Raw genomic sequence first — 17,506 nt, 5'->3', positions numbered from 1 at the left:
GGTCGGCGCGGGGCGCTCCGGCGGGGGCAGCGGCCGGCTCCAGGAGTCGTCGCTGCCGGGCAGTCCGAGGGCCTCGGCGACCGCGGCGGCGATCCGGTCGTGCCCGAGCGGCCCGGCGTGCAGCCGGTCGGCGCTCCACAGACGCGGGTCGGTGACCACGGGGTGCCGCGCGGTCTCGGCGACGAGGACGCCGTGCCGGTCCGCGGCCGCGCGGAGGCGGTCGTTCAGCGCGACCACCCGGGGGCCGATCGGCCGGGCGAGCGGGGTGATCCGGGCAGCGTCGGGGAAGGTCACGGTGGCGACCCGGGCGCCCTGCGCGGTGAGCGCGGCGAACATCGCCTCCAGGTGCCCGGCCACCTCGTCCGCGTCGAAGCCCGGGCGGAGCAGGTCGTTGAACCCGGCGACCACGGTGGCCAGGTCGGGCCGCAGGGCCAGGGCGGGGGCGAGCTGCCCGGCGCGGACCTGCCCGGCGAGGCGTCCCCGGACGGCCAGGTTGGCGTAGCCGAGGCCCGGGCTGGTGACCGCGATCCGCTCGGCGAGGCGGTCGGCCCAACCCCGCAGTCCGGTCGCGTCGTCACCGTCGCCGACGCCCTCGGTCTGGCTGTCGCCGAGGGCGACGTACCGCAGGTACCGCGCGGGCGGGTCGGGCAGTTCCGACATGAGGGGCCCCTCTCGGACGAGCACACCGGCTGACCCCGCCCACTATATTCACCTAGTTGACTAGTCGCATCGGCGACCCATGGGAGCCCCGGTTCACCAGCCCTTCGCGGCCTCGAGCAGGCGCTCCCGCACCAGGGCGACGTGCGGACCGGCCGGGCCGCCGGGCCGCTGGACCAGGTAGGCGGTGTTGATCGGCGGGTCCGGCGGCTCGTGGAGCACCCGCAGCGCGCCGGAGGCGAGCTCCGCGCGGCACAGGTAGCCGGGCAGGACGCTCCAGCCCGCCCCGCCGACCACCGCGGCGAGCACGGCCCGCAGGTCGGGGACGGTGAGCGCGGCCCGGGCGTGCAGCCGGCGCTCGAAGACGTGCCGCCAGTACCGTCGCGCGATGGGCAGGTCCTCCGCGTAGCTGACCAGCGGGACCTCGTGCAGCGCGGCGGGCAGCTCCCGTCCCGCCAGCCGCTCTGCCCAGAGCGGCGCGGCCACCAGGACGAACTCCTCGTCGGCGAGCGGTTCGGCGTGCAGGGTCCGGCCGCGGGGCCGGCGGGTGGCCACGACCAGGTCGTGGCGGCCGGCCCGCAGCTCCTCCAGCAGCGGATCGGTCAGCCCGGTGGCCACCCGCAGCCGCACGCCGTCGGCCACCAGCGGCGCGAGCACCCCGAGCAGGACGGTCCCGAGGAACTCGGCCGGTCCGGCGAGGTGCACCGGCCCGGGGGCCGGGTCCGGGCGCTCGCCGGTGACGCCCGCGAGGTCGTCGAGCGGACCGGCCAGCCGTACGGCGAACTCGTCCGCGAAGGGCAGCGGGGTCACCCCGCGGGCCCGCCGTTCGAACAGCTCGCGGCCCAGCCGGCCCTCCAGCGCCCGGATCTGGGTGGTCACCGTCGACTGCGACAGGCCCAGCCGGTGCCCGGCCGCGGTGAAGGATCCCAGCCGGTGCACCGCCAGGAAGGTGCGCAGCAGGTTCAGGTCCAAGGGCCCCGGCCGGCCGGGCTCCCGATCGCTCATGCCCCCGAGCGTACGGGCCCGCGCGCCGGGCGAGCCATCGGATCACCGATGGCCGGCATCGGCGCGTCCATTGGTTCCCGATGCTTGAGGAGGTCTACCTTCGAGGACGTCAAGCGCAGCGGCCCCGGCCGCGAACCCCTTGGAGACCCCACCATGTCGAAGATCCTCTTCGTGCTGACCGGCGCCACCCACTGGACCCTCGCCGACGGCACCGAGCACCCCACCGGATTCTGGGCCGAGGAGGCCGTCACCCCGTACGAGGCGCTCACCGCGGCCGGCCACCGGATCACCGTCGCCACCCCGGGCGGCGTCGTCCCGACCGCGGACCGGGGCAGCCTCACCCCCGAGGCCAACGGCGGCGAGGAGGGCGCCCGCCGGGTCGCCGAGGGCCTCGACGCGATGGCCGAGCTCAAGAGCCCGGTGCGCCTGGAGGACGTCGACCCGGACGACTACGACGCCGTCCTCTACCCCGGCGGCCACGGCCCGATGGAGGACCTCGCCGTCGACGCCGACTCCGGCCGGCTGCTCATCCGGGTCCTGCGCTCCGGCAAGCCGCTCGGCGTGGTCTGCCACGGCCCCGCCGCCCTGCTCGCCGCGGTCGACGAGGACGGCGCCAACGCCTTCGCCGGCTACCGGGTGACCGCGTTCACCGACACCGAGGAGACCCTGGCCGGCCTCGCCGACCGCGCGAAGTGGCTGCTGGAGACCCGCCTCAGGGAGGCCGGCCTCGACGTGCGGGCCGGCGAGCCCTGGGCCCCCCACGTGGTCACCGACCGCAACCTGATCACCGGCCAGAACCCGGCCTCCTCGGCCCCGCTCGCCGCCGAGCTGCTGGCCGCGCTCGCCCGCCGCTGAGCACCGGCACCGAGCACCGGCACCGAGACCCGGCACCGAGACCCGCCGCTGCCCCTGCCACCGCCCGCCTCGCACGCGGCCCGGCCCGTTGTCGGCGCCGCGTGCGATGCTGGGGCCATGCCGTTCACCTTCGACGCCGAGCTGTATCTGTGGGAGGCCCGGCGCGCCGACAGCTGGACCTTCGTGACCGTTCCCGCCGAGGTCTCCGAGGAGATCCGCGACATCCCCGGCGGGCCGCCGCGCGGTTTCGGCTCCCGGCGCGTCCGGGTCACCATCGGCGGTACCACCTGGCTGACCTCGATCTTCCCGGACAGCGGCAGCGGCTGCTACGTGCTGCCCCTCAAGCGCGCGGTGCGCAAGGCCGAGTCGCTCGACACGGGCGACATCGCGACGGTGACCGTGGAGCCGGTCGACCCCTGACCCGCCCGGGCCGTCGCGGCCCATCCGCCGGCACCGCCCATCCGGTCGTTCACCAGGTCTTTCGCCGGTGTTCCCGTACCGGCCAACGCATCTGACGAGTCATCCGATTCCGGAGATCGCGGAGCACGGCTGAAGTACCATGAGCACGACCCGGCCAGAGAGAATTCCGCCGCCGGCGGGGGTGACGGTTTGGAAGAGTCGGCCATGCCAGCTGATGTGACGCGTCGTGACGACGTCCGCGCCGGAGACGGCACGCCCGATCCCGCGGTGACGCGCCGCGACGACGGCGGCGCCTCCGCGGCGCTGCTGCGACTCCCCTCGGCGCTGGCCGAACGGTTCACGGTGGTCGGGGAGTTGCCGCACCAGGGCCGCGAGGCGGACGTGCTGCTGGTCCGCGACGCGGCGGGGGGCGAGTTCGTCGCGAAGGTGTACCGCAGCGGGATCCGGGTCATGCCCGAGGTCTGGGAGCGGCTGCGGGGGCTGGACACCGGCCACGTGCTCCGGGTGGTCGAGACGGGCTTCTCGGACGGGCGCGACTTCGAGGTGTCGGAGTACCTCCCCCACGGATCGCTGGAGGACCTGGTCCGGGCCGGGACGGTGATGTCACCGGCCGCCCTGTCCGTGGTCGTCTCCCAGCTGACGGAGGCGGTGGCGCACCTGCACGACGCGGGGATCGTGCACGGCGACCTGAAGCCGTCGAACGTGCTCCTGCGCCGGAGGGACCCGCTGGAGCTGGCGCTGGCGGACTTCGGCGTGAGCAAGTCGCTGGACGCGACGTCCCGCTTCACCCAACGGGTGTTCGGGACGCTGGCGTACTCGGCGCCCGAGTACCTGTTCAGCGCGGAGGTGTCGGGCTCGCAGGACTGGTGGGCGGTGGGCGTGATCGCCCGCCAACTGGCCACCGGCCGCGCGCCGTTCGACGGCCTGTCGGAGCAGGCGGTCCGCCATCACCTGGCGACCCGGCCGGTCGACGTGTCGGACGTGCCGGACGAGCGGGTGCGGCTGCTCTGCCGCGGGCTGCTGGTCAGGGATCCGGGCCGCCGGTGGGGCGCCGCCGAGGTGCGCGGGTGGCTCCACGGCGGCACCCCGGAGGTGGCGGAGGAGTTACCCGCTCCGGGTGGCGGTCCCGCGGGCGCCGCCCGTACGCCGCTCCAGTTCAACGGTGTGAAGTACACGGGGAAGACGCCGCTCGCCCGGGCGCTGGCGGCGGACTGGGAGACCGCCGCGCGCCGGTTCTTCGCGTCCATGGGGGAGCCGGACGACCCCAGCCAGGGCTGGCGCCAACTGCGCACCTGGCTAGCGCAGTTCGACGATCCGGAGCACGACGGCGTCGAGGAGCTCGTGGACCTGATCGACATCCACCTCCCGGGCGCCGAGGTGCCGGACGCCAAGCTGCTGCGGCTGCTGCACTGGCTCGATCCGACGATGCCGCCCGTCTACCGCGGCACCCGCCTGCTCCCCGAGGACCTGCTCACCCTTGCCGAGCAGGCCCTGTCCACCCAGGACGACGACGGCCGCCGGACCGCGCGCTCGCTCGTCGACGAGCTGTACGACCGCGACCTGCTCGCCACCCTCGCGACCTTCGGCGACGGCGCCCTCCGACTCGCCGACGTGGACCGCCGCTGGCGCGACCTCAACGCCCGCTGGGACGGTCTGCAGGAGTCGTCCACGCTGCCGCCCAGGATCCGGACCGAACTCGTGGACTCGGAGATCCGGGTGGAGGCGCTGGCCATCGCGGTGGCCCCGGACTGGGCCCGGGCGCTGCGCCGGAGGGCCGAGGACTCCGCGGCGTCCGTCCCGGGCAGGATCGGCTGGTTCGACGCGCTGCTCGCCGACGGCGGGGATCCGATACGCCATCTCGCCGCCCTGCGTACCCTTCCGTCCGCCGTCGCCGAGGCCCGCCGCCTGGAGGAGGTGCTCCGCGCCAACGAGGCCGCGACGGCGGCCCACCGGCGCGAGTGGCAGGCCTCCGAGGAGGCCCGGCAGTCCGGCACCGGCGAGTCGGTGCTGCGCGCCCTCGGCGGGGTGGCCCTGCTGTTCGCCCTGCCGGTCGGCCTGCCGCTGCTCCTGGGCACCCTGGCCGGCGAGGAGGAGTTCCTGACCCGCTTCATCCCCGCCGCGACGGTGACCTGCGGGATCCCGCTCGCCTGCGAGCTGGTCCTGGCGACGAGGCTCGGGCAGCTCTACCACCCGCGCTGGTCCCTCCAGGCCCGCCTCGCCGAGCTCGGCCGCCGTGCGTCCGGGCGGCGGGAGGCGGTGGCGACGCAGTTGCGGCCCATGCGCAAGCGGACGGTCGCCTTCGGCGGGGGCTGCCTCCTCTACCTGGTGCTCGGCACCCTGACCTGGCTGATCGTCACGCTGGAGACCTGGTCACCGGTCACCCTCGTGGTCACGGCGGGGTACGGGTACTGGACGTTCGCCCGGTACCGGGATTGGCACGCGGTGCACCAGGCACAGCGGACACAGGCTATGGGGGAGCGATGAGCGGGCCCAAGTGCACGACGTACCGGCGTGATCCGGCCCTCACCGCGGCGGCCCTGCGCGCGGCCGCGGAGGACGCCGCGCTGCGCGAGGCCACCCGGCGCCTGGAGGAGGCGGCCCGCGAGGCGGCCCTCCTGGCGGCGGCGGCCCGGGACGCCGCCGTCCGCGGGGTGAAGGCCCGCAACGCGCGGATCGCGGCCCTGGCCGCGTCCCGCGAGGAGCTCGCGCGGCGGTACGGCGACGCCGTTATCACCGCGCTGCCCCCGGAGCCGCTGCCCGTCGAGGCGCTGGGCACCGAGGCACAGGGCAGCGGGGCGCAGGGCAGCGGGGCGCTGGCCACGTCCGCGCTGGAGGCCTGGTGCGCCGAGGCCGACCGCGAACTGGCCGCCGCGGAGCGGGAGCTGCGGGAGCAGACCGCCCGCGCCCTCGCGTCGGAGCTGTTCGCCGAGGTGGCCGGACACGGCGGCGGGCGCCGGCTGATCGGTGCCGCCGAGCTGTTCGCGGAGCACCCGGAGCCCTCCCCTGCCCCCGCCGTCGTCCCCGGGCACGGGGACGACGCCTCCTCGCAGGAGGCCCCCGGGCACACCCTGACCCGGGTCCTGTCGCGCCTCCTCCCGGACTGCGCCGAGGCCGACCGGGCGCGTGCCCGGCTGGCCGCGGCTCGGGTGGCCGCGGCGGTCACCCCCGACGAGGCGCGTACCTGGCTGACCGAGACGAGGCTGCGGGTCCAGCGGGCCAACGAGGCCGCCCAGGCCCGTCGCCGCGACGCCGACGAGGCGGTCGGGCTCCTCCACGACCTCGGGAGCGCCCGGGTCGCGGACGCGGACGCGGTGCGGGCCCTGCTCACCGAGGTCGCGGACGGCCGCCGCCCCCTCGACGAGGCACTGCGCCGCCGGGTGGCCGACTGCCGGGCCGCGGCCGAGGCCCAGGCCGAACAGCGCTACGTGGTCGCCACGGTGACGGACGCCCTCACCGACCTCGGCTACCAGGTCGGCCAGGACTTCGAGACGCTCACCGTCACCGACGGCGTCCTGCGCCTGTCGCGCGGCGAATGGCCCGAGCACGCGGTCAACCTGGTCGTCGACCAGCGGGCCGGCCAGGTGCGGACCGCGCTGGTGCGCACCGCCGCCGGGAGCGGGGACGACGACGCGCACGTCGACGTCGAGCGCGAGGAGCAGTGGTGCCAGGACTTCCACGAGCTGCGCGACCGCCTCGCCCGGGCGGGGCTGAGCACGGAGGTCCGGGTCGCGACCGCGCCCGGACAGGTGCCCGTGCCCCTGGCCGTCGCCCCGGTCACCGTGCCGGGCACCCGGGCGCGGCCGAAGCACCGGGAGCGCGACCGGTGACCCGGCCGAAGGACTGACGGGCTCCGGACCGGGAGCCGGTGACATGGGGAGGGGAAGCTTTGTCCGCCGAGGACACGCACGCACCTGACGGCGTCCCGCCGGCGGCGGGACCGCCGTTCGTCCGGGAGTTCGAGGCGACCCTGCCCGTCCACTCCCAGTTCGTGCTGTGGGGCAACCGCCACGACAGCTTCCTCGTCCGGGAGTCCGGCAGCGGGCGCCCCCGGCTGCTGTCCCTGCCGGACCTGCTCTGGGAGACGCTCCGGGCGAGCGGCTACGCGTGCCTGCTCGTCCACGACCCCGTGGACGGCCTCCGGGTGCACCTGCCGGCCGGCGCCACGGCCGAGGAGTCCGACCGGGCCGAGGAGGCCGCGTCCCGGCTGCTCCCCCGGCGGCCGCGGCCGGGGACGCTCCCCTCGCTGGAGTCCCTGCGCACGCTGATGGCCGAACTGGCGCGCCCCGCGCAGCCGGTCCGGGCGGCGCTCGCGCTCGACGACGCCTCCCGCATCGCGCGCACCGCGACGGAACTGGAGCCCAACGAGCGGGACTTCTTCCGGTTCTGCGCCCGGCTCTCCCGGACGGCCGTCCCGGTGGGCGCGCAGAACGGCCGGACGACCCCGCTGTACAACCCGGTGATCTGGCTGGCGGACCGCGAGGGCGACCTGCCGGCCTGGCTCACCTCGGCCAACGACCAGATCCGCTCCATCGGGCTGCCGGCGCCGGACCTGGGCGACCGCCAGGCCACCGCGCGCCTGCTGATGAGGCTCTTCGGCGTCACGGACCTCGACGCGGACCCCCGGGCGGGCGAGGCCTGCGAGGCGTTCGCGGCCCAGACCGACGGACTCACCCTGCAGGCGATGATCGAGGTCACCCGGCTGGCCCGGGACCGCGGTCTGACGATGGCGGAGCTCCCGGACGCGATCCGCATCTACAAGCTCGGCGTCATGGACAACCCCTGGAAGCGGGAGTACCTGCGCAAGCGGATCACGGACGGCCAGCACTCGATCCCGCAGCGCGTCGTCGGACAGCCGCAGGCCGTCACCAAGACCCTCGACATCCTGAAGCGGGCGGCCCTCGGGCTGTCCGGCGCGCAGCAGTCCAGCTCCTCGGCCCGGCCGCGCGGCGTGCTGTTCTTCGCCGGTCCCACCGGCGTGGGCAAGACCGAACTGGCCAAGGCCATCTCGTCGTTGATCTTCGCGGACGAGTCCGCCTACCTGCGCTTCGACATGAGCGAGTTCTCCTCGGAGCACGCCGGGGACCGGCTGATCGGGGCGCCGCCGGGGTACGTCGGGTTCGAGGCGGGCGGCGAGCTGACCAACGCGGTGCGCCAACAGCCCTTCCGGGTGATCCTCTTCGACGAGATCGAGAAGGCCCACCCGCGGATCCTGGACAAGTTCCTGCAGATCCTCGAGGACGGCCGGCTGACGGACGGGCGCGGCTCGACGGTCCACTTCTCCGAGTCCGTCCTGGTGTTCACCTCCAACCTCGGCATGAACGTGGACGACGGCGCCGGGCGGCTCGTGCCCCAGGTGCACCCCGACATGCCGTACGAGGAGATCGAGGGCCGCATGAAGGCGGCGATCAGCGACCACTTCACCCGGGTCCTCGGCCGGCCGGAGCTGCTCAACCGCTTCGGGGACAACATCGTGGTGTTCAACTTCGTCGACCGCGAGGCGGCCGGCCGCATCTTCGGCCTCCAGCTCGACAACATCGTCTCCAGGGTGCGCGAGGAGCAGGGCATCACCCTGGACGTGGACCCCGAGGTCCGGGCCGCCCTGCTGGAGCGCTGCACCGGCAATCCGCACATGGGCGGACGGGGCATCGGCATGGCCCTGGAGTCGCAGTTCGTCAACCCCCTCGCCCGGGCCCTGTTCGACCGCGACCCGGCGGCGGGCGCGCACGTCCGGGTGACCGGCCTGCGGCGCGAGGGCGACATCGTCTCGGTGGAGCTGGCATGACGGACTCCCCCGACTCCCCCGGCACCCCCGCCGCCTCCCCCGGCCCCGTGCGGCTGATGCTGAACAAGGCGCACTACCCGGTGACCTCGCTGGGCCCCGGCACCCGGGCCGGCATCTGGACGCAGGGCTGCACGATCGGCTGCGCCGGGTGTGTCTCCCGGGACACCTGGGCGGCCGATCCCGGCACCCTCGTGGACCTCGCGCACCTCCAGACCTGGCTGCGCGGCCTGCCCGATCCGCTCGACGGGATCACGGTCTCGGGCGGTGAGCCGTTCCAGCAGCCGCGGGCGCTCGCCGCGCTCCTGGACTGGGTCCACGCCTGGCGCCGCGAGCGGCCGGCGCCCCTGGACGTGCTCGTCTACAGCGGGTACCCGCTCGCCCGGCTGCGCGGGGAGCACCCCGCGCTGCTGGAGCGGTGCGACGCGGTGCTCACCGGCCCGTACGTCGAGCGCCTCGCCGACCCCGCGCTGCGCTGGGCCGGTTCGAGCAACCAGCGGCTGACCGCGCTGACCGACCTCGGGCGCGAGCGGTACGAGGGGACCGCCACCGCCGGGCCGCCGTCCATGCAGGTCGCCGTCGCCGACGGCCGCATCTGGTTCATCGGCGTGCCCCGCCGGGGCGACATGGACCGCCTGGGCGCCCGGCTCCGGTCGGCCGGCATCACCATGGAGGACGTGTCGTGGCGCAGCTGATCTGTTCGTCCTGCGGGCTGACGGCGGAGGACGACGACCTCGTCTGCCGGGGATGCTCGGGGAACCTCAGCCGTGCCGTCGTCGCCCGCTACCCGCTGCCCGGGCCTCCCCCTCCCCCGCACCCGCCGACGGTCGGCGCGGCGGCCCCGGACACCGCCCTCGGGGGCGGTCCGGTGACGGCGGAGGAGGAGCGGCCCCGGGTCTGCCCGCACTGCGGGGCGCCGGTCCCGGTGGCGACCAATCAGGTGTGCGTGGTCTGCCAGCGGATGCTGGGCGAGCCGCGCCCGTCCCCCGCCGGCTCCGAGGAGCGGGCCCCGGACGTGCACGCGACCCGCCGCGACGCCCCCACCGTCGTCCTGCGGATCCGGTTCGGCACGGTGGAGCGCACCGTGACGCCGGGCAGCACGCTGCTCCTCGGCCGCGCCCCGGCCGCCCACACCACGCGCGGCCTGCTGGAACGCTACGACAACGTCTCCCGCCAGCACGCGACCGTCGGTCTGGAGCCGGACGGCACCGCGTGGGTGCGCGACGAGCACTCCACCAACGGCACCTTCGTCAACGGCGGCCCGGTCAGCGCCGGCGCGCGCACGCCCCTGCGGGACGGCGACGTCCTGCGGCTGGCCGCGGACTGCACGCTCGGGATCTCCGTCGACCGGCCGGGCGAAGGGGGCCGGCCGGTCGAGGGGGGCCGGCGGTGAGCGGGCCCCGGGGCGTCGTCGAGGTGACCGTCACCGCGATGACCCACCGCGGGGCCGTCCGGGGCGGCAACGAGGACGCCTTCGTCATCGGCGCGCTGACCGCGGCCGGGGTGGACACCGCCGATCCCGTGGTGGTGCGGCTGCTGGTCGAGGAGCCGGCCGTGGTCGCGGTCGCCGACGGGCTCGGCGGCCACAACGCCGGCGAGGTCGCCGCCGCCCTGACCGTCCGCCGGCTGGCGGAGCGGGCCCGGAGCGGCGCCGGCGAACTGCTCCGGGCGATCAACGCCGAGCTGTACGCGCTGGCCGGCGCCGACCCGGCGTGCGCCGGAGCGGGAGCCACGACCGCGGGGCTGTGGCTGACCCCTGACCGGGTGACCTGGTTCAACGTGGGCGACTCCCGGCTCTACCGCGAGGACGGCGGCTACCTGGGCCAGGTGTCGGTGGACGACTCGCCCGCGCCGGACTGGGACGGGCCGGACTGGAACGGGCCGGGGCGGGCGGGCGGCCGTACGAACCTCGTGCTCCAGACGCTCGGCGGCGCCGCGGGATTCGCGCCCGTCCACCCGCACACCGGCACCGGGCGGTACGTCCCGGGCGGCCGGTGGCTGATCTGCAGCGACGGGCTGTCGGACCTGGTGGACGTGGCCGTGATGGAACGGATCCTCGCCGAGAACCCCGGGGACGACGTCCGGGCGGTGAAGGCCCTCTGGGTCGCCGCCATGAACGCCGGCGGCCGGGACAACATCACCGCCCTGCTGGTGCGCTTCTGACGGAGCCGGGAGCCGGCCGCCGCGGTGAGGACGGCGGCCGGCCCGACCGTTACTCCTCCACGCGGTCGCTGCACCCCTGGGTGCTCTTCGAGGTGATCGCCTCGGCCGTGTACGGGCACTGGAAGCCGATCCAGCGCACCTGCTCCCAGATCTGCGCCCAGGACTTCAGCGGGCCGCGGCAGACCATGAACTTCTGGCCTTCGTCGGACAACGGCAGGTCGGTCCTGTAGGCGCCGCGATCCTCGCACGACTGGAAGAGCTGACCGAACTGCTTCGGGTCGACGCCGATGGTGATCACGGTCGTCTTGTCGTCACCGGGCCGGCCGAAGTCGGCGTACGAGTTGTGGCCGCTGTACGCCTTCGGCAGTCCGTGGTCCGGCCCCCACTTGTCGATCGCGCCGGCCTGGCCGTAGTGGTTGCCGTAGACGACGGTGCGCGCCTGCTCGTCCGCCGGCAGCGAGTGGTAGATGTCGCTCACCTGCTGGGTCATCTCCGGCCAGCCGGCCTGGTCGAACTGGACGATCGCCAGGTTCTTGAGGGCGGGGTTGTCCGCGTAGGTGTTGATCGGGAACAGCGGCAGCAGCAGGATCGCGCAGCTCAGCGCGTTGAGCCCGGTCAGCCCGCCGATCACCCCGAGGCGCGGGGTGCTGCGCGCCCAGCGGTCGACCACCACGGCCCCCGCGGCGAGCAGCACGAACTGCAGCGAGGTGGTGTAGGCGCCCTGCCCGCCGACGATCAGCAGCACCACCACCATCAGCGGGTACGACCAGCCGACGAACCGGTAGTCGCGCCACTCGGGACGGCGCAGCAGCGCGACCAGCCCGGCGATCCACACCGGGTTCAGGAACAGGCCGATGAGCAGCAGCTGCATCGGGATGAAGGTGCTGCGGGCCAGGCCGTCCAGCGCGACGGAGAGCGCGGCGCTCATCTCCAGCTGCGGCATGCCGTTCGCCACCTGCCAGATCAGCACCGGCGCGGAGATGACCACGGCCACGCCGACCGCGGCCGGGAAGCGCCAGGTCCGCAGCACCCACCGCGGTCCGAACACCAGCAGACCGGCCCCGAGGCAGAGGAGCAGGAGGACCAGCAGGTACTTCGCGGTCAGGCCGACGCCGACCACGACGCCGAGCGCCCACCACAGGCGGGTGTCGCGGGTGCGCACCATCCGGATCAGCAGCCAGGCCGCGGTGATCCAGGTCAGCTCGTCCCAGTTGTTGGTGCCCATGATGTGGCCGGTGTACATGACCAGGCCCGAGGCGAACGCCATGAGCGAGGCGAGGACCTGGGCGCGGGAGCCGCCGCCGAGCTCGCGGGCGATCAGCGCGGCGAGCAGCACGGCGACGGAGGACAGCAGCGCCGGCACCACGCGGAAGCCGAAGAGGTTGTCCCCGAACAGCGCGATCTCGATCTTGCCGACGAGGGCGACGAGCGGCGGCTGGTCGATGTAGCCCCAGGCGAGGTGGCTGCTCGCCGCCCGGGTGTAGAGCTCGTCGATGTGGTAGCCGTGCCGGGTGGCCAGCAGCATCAGGCAGACCGTCATGGCGGCGGCGGTCAGGGACACCGGCCGCCATGGCACGGGGGTCAGTCCCTCCGGGGGCCTGGACTCCTCTTGTTGCGGGGAAGCGGTCGCTGTCGCGAACGTCATCGGGGACTCCCTGCCGTCGTGGCTCGCTGCCGTGCCGGATGCCGTGCACGACTCAGCCCTCAAATATCGGGGTGCGCACCGCCGGCCTCAACGAACTTGACCCGTGCCGACATTGCGCAGGCCGCGGCCCGCGCCCGGGGCGGGGAGGCGGTTGGCCTCGGAGTTTCGTCCACGGGTCAACTTCGTGGCGGGGGCCGGGGGCCGCCGGAAGACTCGGTGACGTCAGCCGCCGTCACCACAGGAGAGCCAGGGCATGACCACTCCCCTGCCACGCAACCGGAACTACCGCATCCTCTGGTCCGGGATGTTCCTGTCCGAGATGGCCGCCGAGGTCGCGTACATCGCGTTCCCGCTCCTCCTGCTCGCCCACGGGGGTTCGGCGGCCGCGGTCTCCGGCGTCGCCGCCGCGCTCGCCGGCGCCCGTACGCTGGTCAGCCTGCCCGCCGGGGCGCTGGCCGACCGGGTGAACCGCAAGCGGGTGATGGTGGTCGCCCAGGGCGTCCGCACGGTGGCGATGCTCAGCATCGCCGTGTCCGTCCTGCGGGGCGACTGCCCGCTGTGGCAGGTCCTGCTGGTGGCGGTCGTCGAGGGCGCGGCCGCCGGGATCTTCGTCCCGGCCGAGAACGCGGCCCTGCCCCAGGTCGTGCCGCAGGAACAGCTGCCGCAGGCGCTGGCGCGCAACGCGGCCCGGCCGTTCGCCGCGCTGCTGATCGGCCCGGCGCTGGCCGGCTTCACCTTCGGGCTGTACGAGGCGCTGCCGTTCACGCTGAACACGACGGTGCTCGCGGTGTCCTTCGTGGCGCTGGCGGCGCTGCAGCTGCCGCGGGTCGTCCCCGGTCCGTCGGGCGCCGACGCCCCCGCCGGCCAGACCCCGGCCGCCGATGACCGGACCGCCGGGACCCCGGCCGGGGGGAAGGGCGCGGCGGAGCCCGGCGGGTTCCGGTCGCTGCTGCGCATGCCGGTCATCCGGGCCACGATGGCCTGGATCGTCGGTGTGAACCTCGCCTTCCACAGCCTGGTCGTGCTCGTCCTCATCGTGTCGGGCGAGGACGACGTCGCCCCCGGGCAGATGGGCCTGATGATGACGTGCTTCGGCGCGGGCGGCCTGGTCGGCGCCCTGATCGCCGACCGTCTGCACGCGGCGGCGCTCTCCCCGGCGGCCCTGGTCATCGGCTCGACCTGGGTCTTCGCCGCCGTCGCCGGCGTCATGGCGTACGCGCCGCGCGGTGTGCCGCTCGGCGTGCTGCTGGGCGTGGCCGCGATGGCCATGCCGATCGCGAACACGACCGTGATCACCTGCCAGCTGTCGGCGATTCCCGACGGCCTGCGCGGACGCCTGTCCGGCCTGGTCGGCCTCGGCTCCGAACTGGCCGCCACGGCCGGCCCGGTCGTCGCCGGCGCGCTCGCCACCGGCACCCGGGACGACGTCGTGAGCGTCCTCGGCGCGGCCGCCCTGCTGGTGGTCGTCGCCACCGGCGCCACCCTCAGCCCGACCCTGCGCCGTCTCTCGCTGCCCCGCCCGTCCGCGTCGGCGGTACGGGAGCCGGCGCACTCCTGACCACCGACAGAGGAGGAACGAAGATGCTGAAGCTGCGGTTGCGCGACGAGGACGTCGTCGCGATCGAGAAGATCACCGCGGAGATCGCGGGGCGCTTCTCGTCCATCGAGGACCCCGCCCTGCACCGGGCCGCCCCGGTCTTCGCGCACGAGCTGCCCCGCGAACTGCGCACGGCGCTGGTCGACTTCCGGCTGACCGAGCCGTCGGGCGTGCTGGTCGTGTCCGGGCTGCCGGTCGACGACCCGGCGCTCGGGCCCACCCCGGCGGACTGGCGCGACAAGGCCGCGCCCGACGCGACGCTGCGCCTCGACATCCCGTTCCTGCTCATCGCCTGCCTGCTCGGCGAGCCGATCGCCTGGGCCACCCAGCAGGACGGGCGGCTCATGCACGACATCTTCCCGATCCGCGCCCACGAGCACGGCCAGATCGGCTGGGGGAGCGCGGAGACGCTCGCCTGGCACACCGAGGACGCCTTCCACCCCCTGCGCACCGACTACCTGGGCCTCATGTGCCTGCGCAACCCCGACGCGGTGGAGACCACCTTCGCCGACATCGCCGACGTGCGGCTCGACGACGCCACGCGCGCGGCCCTGGCCCAGGAGCGCTTCAAGATCCTGCCGGACGACTCGCACCGTCCGCAGAACCAGGTCGAGGGCGCCGAGGAGGATCCCGAGGTGGCCGAACTCCAGCGGCGCAGCGCCGAGCGGGTGGAGAGCGCCCTGCGCTCCCCCGAGCCGGTCGCGGTCCTCTTCGGCTCGCCGAAGGATCCGTACGTCCGGCTCGACCCGTACTACATGCAGGGCGTGCAGGGCGAGGACGAGCAGCGGGCCCTGGACGAGATCGGGGCGGCCCTGGACGGCGCGATGGGCGGGGTGTCGCTGACTCCCGGCGATATCGTTTTCATCGACAACTACCGCGTGGTCCACGGCCGCAAGCCGTTCCAGGCGCGTTTCGACGGCACCGACCGCTGGCTGCGGCGGCTGAATATCACGCGCGATCTTCGAAAGTCCCGCCACACGCGACTGACGGCGGAGTCCCGGGTCATCTACTGATGACCGCCCCGGGCGGCCACCGGTGACGCACCTCCGGCGCGGATACGGAATTCAGCCCGCCGTTTGGGGGTTGGCAAAGGAATATTCCAATCCCGCCGGGCCGGAGATCCGCCCGACGTCGATACGGAATTGCGGCCGCCGCTTGGGGATGTCGATGGACCATTCCCCTCACAGCGGCCCTCGGACGCCCGCCCCGCGCCCGCGGTGCCGGCCTCCCCGTTCCGTTCCGGACGGCCCGACCGGCGGCGCCCGCCCGGCGGGCACGGTCGGGGCCCGGACGCCCCGGTCCAGGGCGTCCGGGCCCCCAGTCGTGGAGCGGGCGGCAGGCGGCGGTGCGGGTCCGAGGGCCGGTCACGGCCTGTGGCGGATGAGGAGGGAGCGCCCTGGCGGGGCCGAAGCTCCGCCGGTGTCGCCCGGGAACCACGACCCCCGCCGGAGCCCGGCGACTCCCGGCCGGATCTCCCCCGCCCCGCGTCCACCCGGAACGCGTCCGCGCCGCCGCGGCGGCGCGGACCCCGGGAAATCCCATCACCCCAGCTCAGCAGGAGTTTCCACTTTCCCGTTCACGGCCCGGTCACCGCACCGCCCGAAACACGCAAGCCGGCCGCCGCAGGCAGGTCAAGGGCGGCCCAACGAATGATCAAGCCGCTTGCCGCCACCGCCCCCGATCCAGGCAAAATCGAAAGAGATCGATCTTGCCATTACCGGCGACACTGCCTAGGCTTCTGCGTGCCAATAGCGCATCAGGTGTGACACGGGGGTGGCAGTGTTGCGCATTCACGTTACCAGCGAAGACATTCAGCGTTTAAGAATGGTCCACACCTTGGGACCGATGTCCGAAGCGGTCTTCGCACTCCACCGCTTCGGCCGCGACCGGGCCCGCGGCGGTGTCGGCTGGCACAGATACGTACGCAAGCGGCTCGGCGACGATCTTCCCGCCGTGGACAGGGTCGTGTCCGAGTACCGGGTGATCCCCGATCTCCTGTGGCTGCTGGAGCGGGAGGGACCCGACGCGGATTCGGTGCCGTCGGCCGTCCGGGCCCGGGCCCGGAGCCTCGCCCAGGTGGTCGTCCAGTTCTGCTGCGCGGGCATCCTGCCCTACTGGTCGCGGATGCAGGCCCGGCTGGAGATCGAGCGCGACGTGCGCGGGCGGATGGCCATCACCAACGGCATCGAGTTCCTGCTCGCGGGGCTCCATCCCAAGGTGACGTGGGAGTCCTCGCAGCTGCACATCGCGTCCGACCTCGACCTCGACATCGAACTCAACGGGCGCGGCCTGATCCTCTGCCCCTCGCTCTTCCTCCCGCCCAAGACCTGCGTGTTCGTCCGCTCCGAGCGGCAGTCCAGTGTGCCGGCGCTCGTCTTCTCCGTCCCCCTGGACCTCAACGACCTGGAGTCGGCCCCCGAGGAGTCCGAGGTCGAGGGCGACCGGGCGCTGGCCGCCCTCGTCGGGGCCACCCGGGCGGCCGCCCTGCGCGCGCTGTCCGAGAGCGGCACCACCGGCGATCTGTCCGACCGACTCGGCATCTCCCTCTCCGGCGCCAGCAAACAGGCCACCGTCCTGCGTGAGGCGGGTCTGATCACGACCTTGCGCAACCGCACCACCGCGATGCACACGCTGACCCCGCTCGGCCTGGCGCTCCTGCAGGGCGAGCTGCCCGCCGAACTCGGCGGTCTGCTGAGCGGTCCGGGCCACCCGTCGATGGGTGAGCTCCGGGGAAGTCCGGGGCTCCGCGGCGTCAGGGCATGACCCGGGTCTCGACCACGCGGCCGTCGGCGAGCAGCACCACGGCGTCGGCCCGTTCCAGGGAGGCCAGGTTGGCGGCCGAGGCCAGGACGCAGAGCGCCCGCCGGTCCACCAGGTCGCGCAGCAGGTCCAGGATCGCGGCGGCGTCGGCGGGCGGGAGCCCGCCGGTGAGGTCGTCGGCGAGCAGCACGTCCGGGGTGTCGGCGATCGCGACCGCGACCGCGGCGGCGCGTCGCCGTCCCTCCGTCAGGTCGGCCACGGGGGTCTCCCGTTCCTCCCACAGGTCCAGCCGGTGGAGCGCCTCGCCCAGCAGCCCGGCCGCGTCGGCCGGCAGCCGGCCGAGCTCCGAGGCGAGCGTGTCGACGGCCGCCAGCTGCTCCGTCACCGATCGCAGCCCGACGTGCGCGAGCCTCAGCCCCTCGGCGAGACGGACCTCACCCGACGTCAGCGGGTCCAGCCCGGCGGCGCACCGCAGGACGCCGGTCTTGCCCGCGGCGGCCGGCCCGGCCAGAGCCGTCCATGTCCCGACTTCGCACGCGAATGTCACATTCTCGATCACATATCCGGACTCGTCGCCCCCGGCTCCGATCGCACCGACATGACACAGCTGAAGGGCCGGACGATG

General features: G+C 74.5%; 15 protein-coding genes. 11 read left to right on the top strand and 4 right to left on the bottom strand.

Going from position 1 to position 17,506, the window contains the following annotated elements:
* Both ACWEQL_RS06870 and ACWEQL_RS06865 read right to left on the bottom strand, forming a co-directional pair.
* The coding region (locus ACWEQL_RS06870; RefSeq protein WP_452149121.1) for an SGNH/GDSL hydrolase family protein at positions 1-660 on the bottom strand (660 nt) is incomplete at its 3' end.
* A gap of 93 nt (positions 661-753) precedes the next feature.
* Positions 754-1,662 carry a LysR family transcriptional regulator gene (locus tag ACWEQL_RS06865; protein ID WP_452149120.1) on the bottom strand — a complete coding sequence of 303 codons (909 nt, stop codon included), beginning with the start codon at positions 1,660-1,662 and terminating at the stop codon, positions 754-756.
* 153 nt (positions 1,663-1,815) lie between these two features.
* On the opposite strand from ACWEQL_RS06865, the gene ACWEQL_RS06860 reads away from it, so the two are divergent.
* The 8 genes from ACWEQL_RS06860 (at position 1,816) to ACWEQL_RS06825 (ending at position 10,879) form a co-directional block, all read left to right on the top strand.
* Positions 1,816-2,517: a type 1 glutamine amidotransferase domain-containing protein gene (locus ACWEQL_RS06860; protein ID WP_452149122.1), complete on the top strand. Its 702-nt coding sequence runs from the start codon at positions 1,816-1,818 to the stop codon at positions 2,515-2,517.
* A gap of 117 nt (positions 2,518-2,634) precedes the next feature.
* Positions 2,635-2,937, top strand: a complete 303-nt coding sequence (locus tag ACWEQL_RS06855) for a DUF1905 domain-containing protein (protein WP_452149119.1) — start codon at positions 2,635-2,637, stop codon at positions 2,935-2,937.
* A 204-nt stretch (positions 2,938-3,141) separates the two neighbouring features.
* Positions 3,142-5,421, top strand: coding sequence for a serine/threonine-protein kinase (locus ACWEQL_RS06850; protein WP_452149118.1), 2,280 nt, complete (start codon positions 3,142-3,144; stop codon positions 5,419-5,421).
* Positions 5,418-6,764, top strand: a complete 1,347-nt coding sequence (locus ACWEQL_RS06845) for a hypothetical protein (protein ID WP_452149117.1) — start codon at positions 5,418-5,420, stop codon at positions 6,762-6,764. The genes ACWEQL_RS06850 and ACWEQL_RS06845 overlap by 4 nt, the downstream gene beginning before the upstream one ends.
* A 59-nt stretch (positions 6,765-6,823) precedes the next feature.
* Complete coding sequence (locus tag ACWEQL_RS06840; RefSeq protein WP_452149116.1) at positions 6,824-8,719, top strand: AAA family ATPase; 1,896 nt, start codon at positions 6,824-6,826, stop codon at positions 8,717-8,719.
* Complete coding sequence (locus ACWEQL_RS06835; RefSeq protein WP_452149115.1) at positions 8,716-9,411, top strand: 4Fe-4S single cluster domain-containing protein; 696 nt, start codon at positions 8,716-8,718, stop codon at positions 9,409-9,411. The genes ACWEQL_RS06840 and ACWEQL_RS06835 overlap by 4 nt, the downstream gene beginning before the upstream one ends.
* Entirely contained in the window at positions 9,399-10,109 is a 711-nt protein-coding gene (locus tag ACWEQL_RS06830) for an FHA domain-containing protein (protein ID WP_452149114.1), read from the top strand. The genes ACWEQL_RS06835 and ACWEQL_RS06830 overlap by 13 nt, the downstream gene beginning before the upstream one ends.
* A complete protein-coding gene (locus ACWEQL_RS06825) occupies positions 10,106-10,879 on the top strand; it encodes a PP2C family protein-serine/threonine phosphatase (protein ID WP_452149113.1) in 774 nt (257 codons plus the stop codon). The genes ACWEQL_RS06830 and ACWEQL_RS06825 overlap by 4 nt, the downstream gene beginning before the upstream one ends.
* 49 nt (positions 10,880-10,928) lie before the next feature.
* Here the strand turns inward: ACWEQL_RS06825 and ACWEQL_RS06820 are convergent, their stop codons facing one another.
* On the bottom strand, positions 10,929-12,440 hold the full coding sequence (locus ACWEQL_RS06820; protein WP_452149112.1) for a glycosyltransferase family 39 protein: 1,512 nt from the start codon (positions 12,438-12,440) through the stop codon (positions 10,929-10,931).
* A gap of 337 nt (positions 12,441-12,777) precedes the next feature.
* Here ACWEQL_RS06820 and ACWEQL_RS06815 point away from each other — a divergent pair, with 337 nt between their 5' ends.
* The 3 genes from ACWEQL_RS06815 (at position 12,778) to ACWEQL_RS06805 (ending at position 16,884) form a co-directional block, all read left to right on the top strand.
* The gene (locus tag ACWEQL_RS06815; RefSeq protein ID WP_452149111.1) at positions 12,778-14,082 is read left to right on the top strand and encodes an MFS transporter; all 1,305 of its coding nucleotides are present in this window, start codon (positions 12,778-12,780) and stop codon (positions 14,080-14,082) included.
* A 23-nt stretch (positions 14,083-14,105) separates the two neighbouring features.
* On the top strand, positions 14,106-15,134 hold the full coding sequence (gene gntD, locus ACWEQL_RS06810) for a guanitoxin biosynthesis L-enduracididine beta-hydroxylase GntD (RefSeq protein ID WP_452149110.1): 1,029 nt from the start codon (positions 14,106-14,108) through the stop codon (positions 15,132-15,134).
* Between the two features lie 832 nt (positions 15,135-15,966).
* Entirely contained in the window at positions 15,967-16,884 is a 918-nt protein-coding gene (locus ACWEQL_RS06805) for an ArsR/SmtB family transcription factor (protein WP_452149109.1), read from the top strand.
* Here the strand turns inward: ACWEQL_RS06805 and ACWEQL_RS06800 are convergent.
* Positions 16,874-17,428 (bottom strand): ATP-binding cassette domain-containing protein, encoded by a 555-nt coding sequence (locus tag ACWEQL_RS06800; protein ID WP_452149108.1) that lies wholly within the window; start codon positions 17,426-17,428, stop codon positions 16,874-16,876. The two genes, ACWEQL_RS06805 and ACWEQL_RS06800, sit on opposite strands and share 11 nt — an antisense overlap.
* Between the last annotated feature and the right edge of the window lie 78 nt (positions 17,429-17,506).

The sequence above is a fragment of the Kitasatospora sp. NPDC004240 genome (assembly GCF_053603215.1).
The sequence above is the reverse complement of the archived record's forward strand: the minus strand, read 5'-3'. Positions and strand labels throughout refer to the sequence as shown.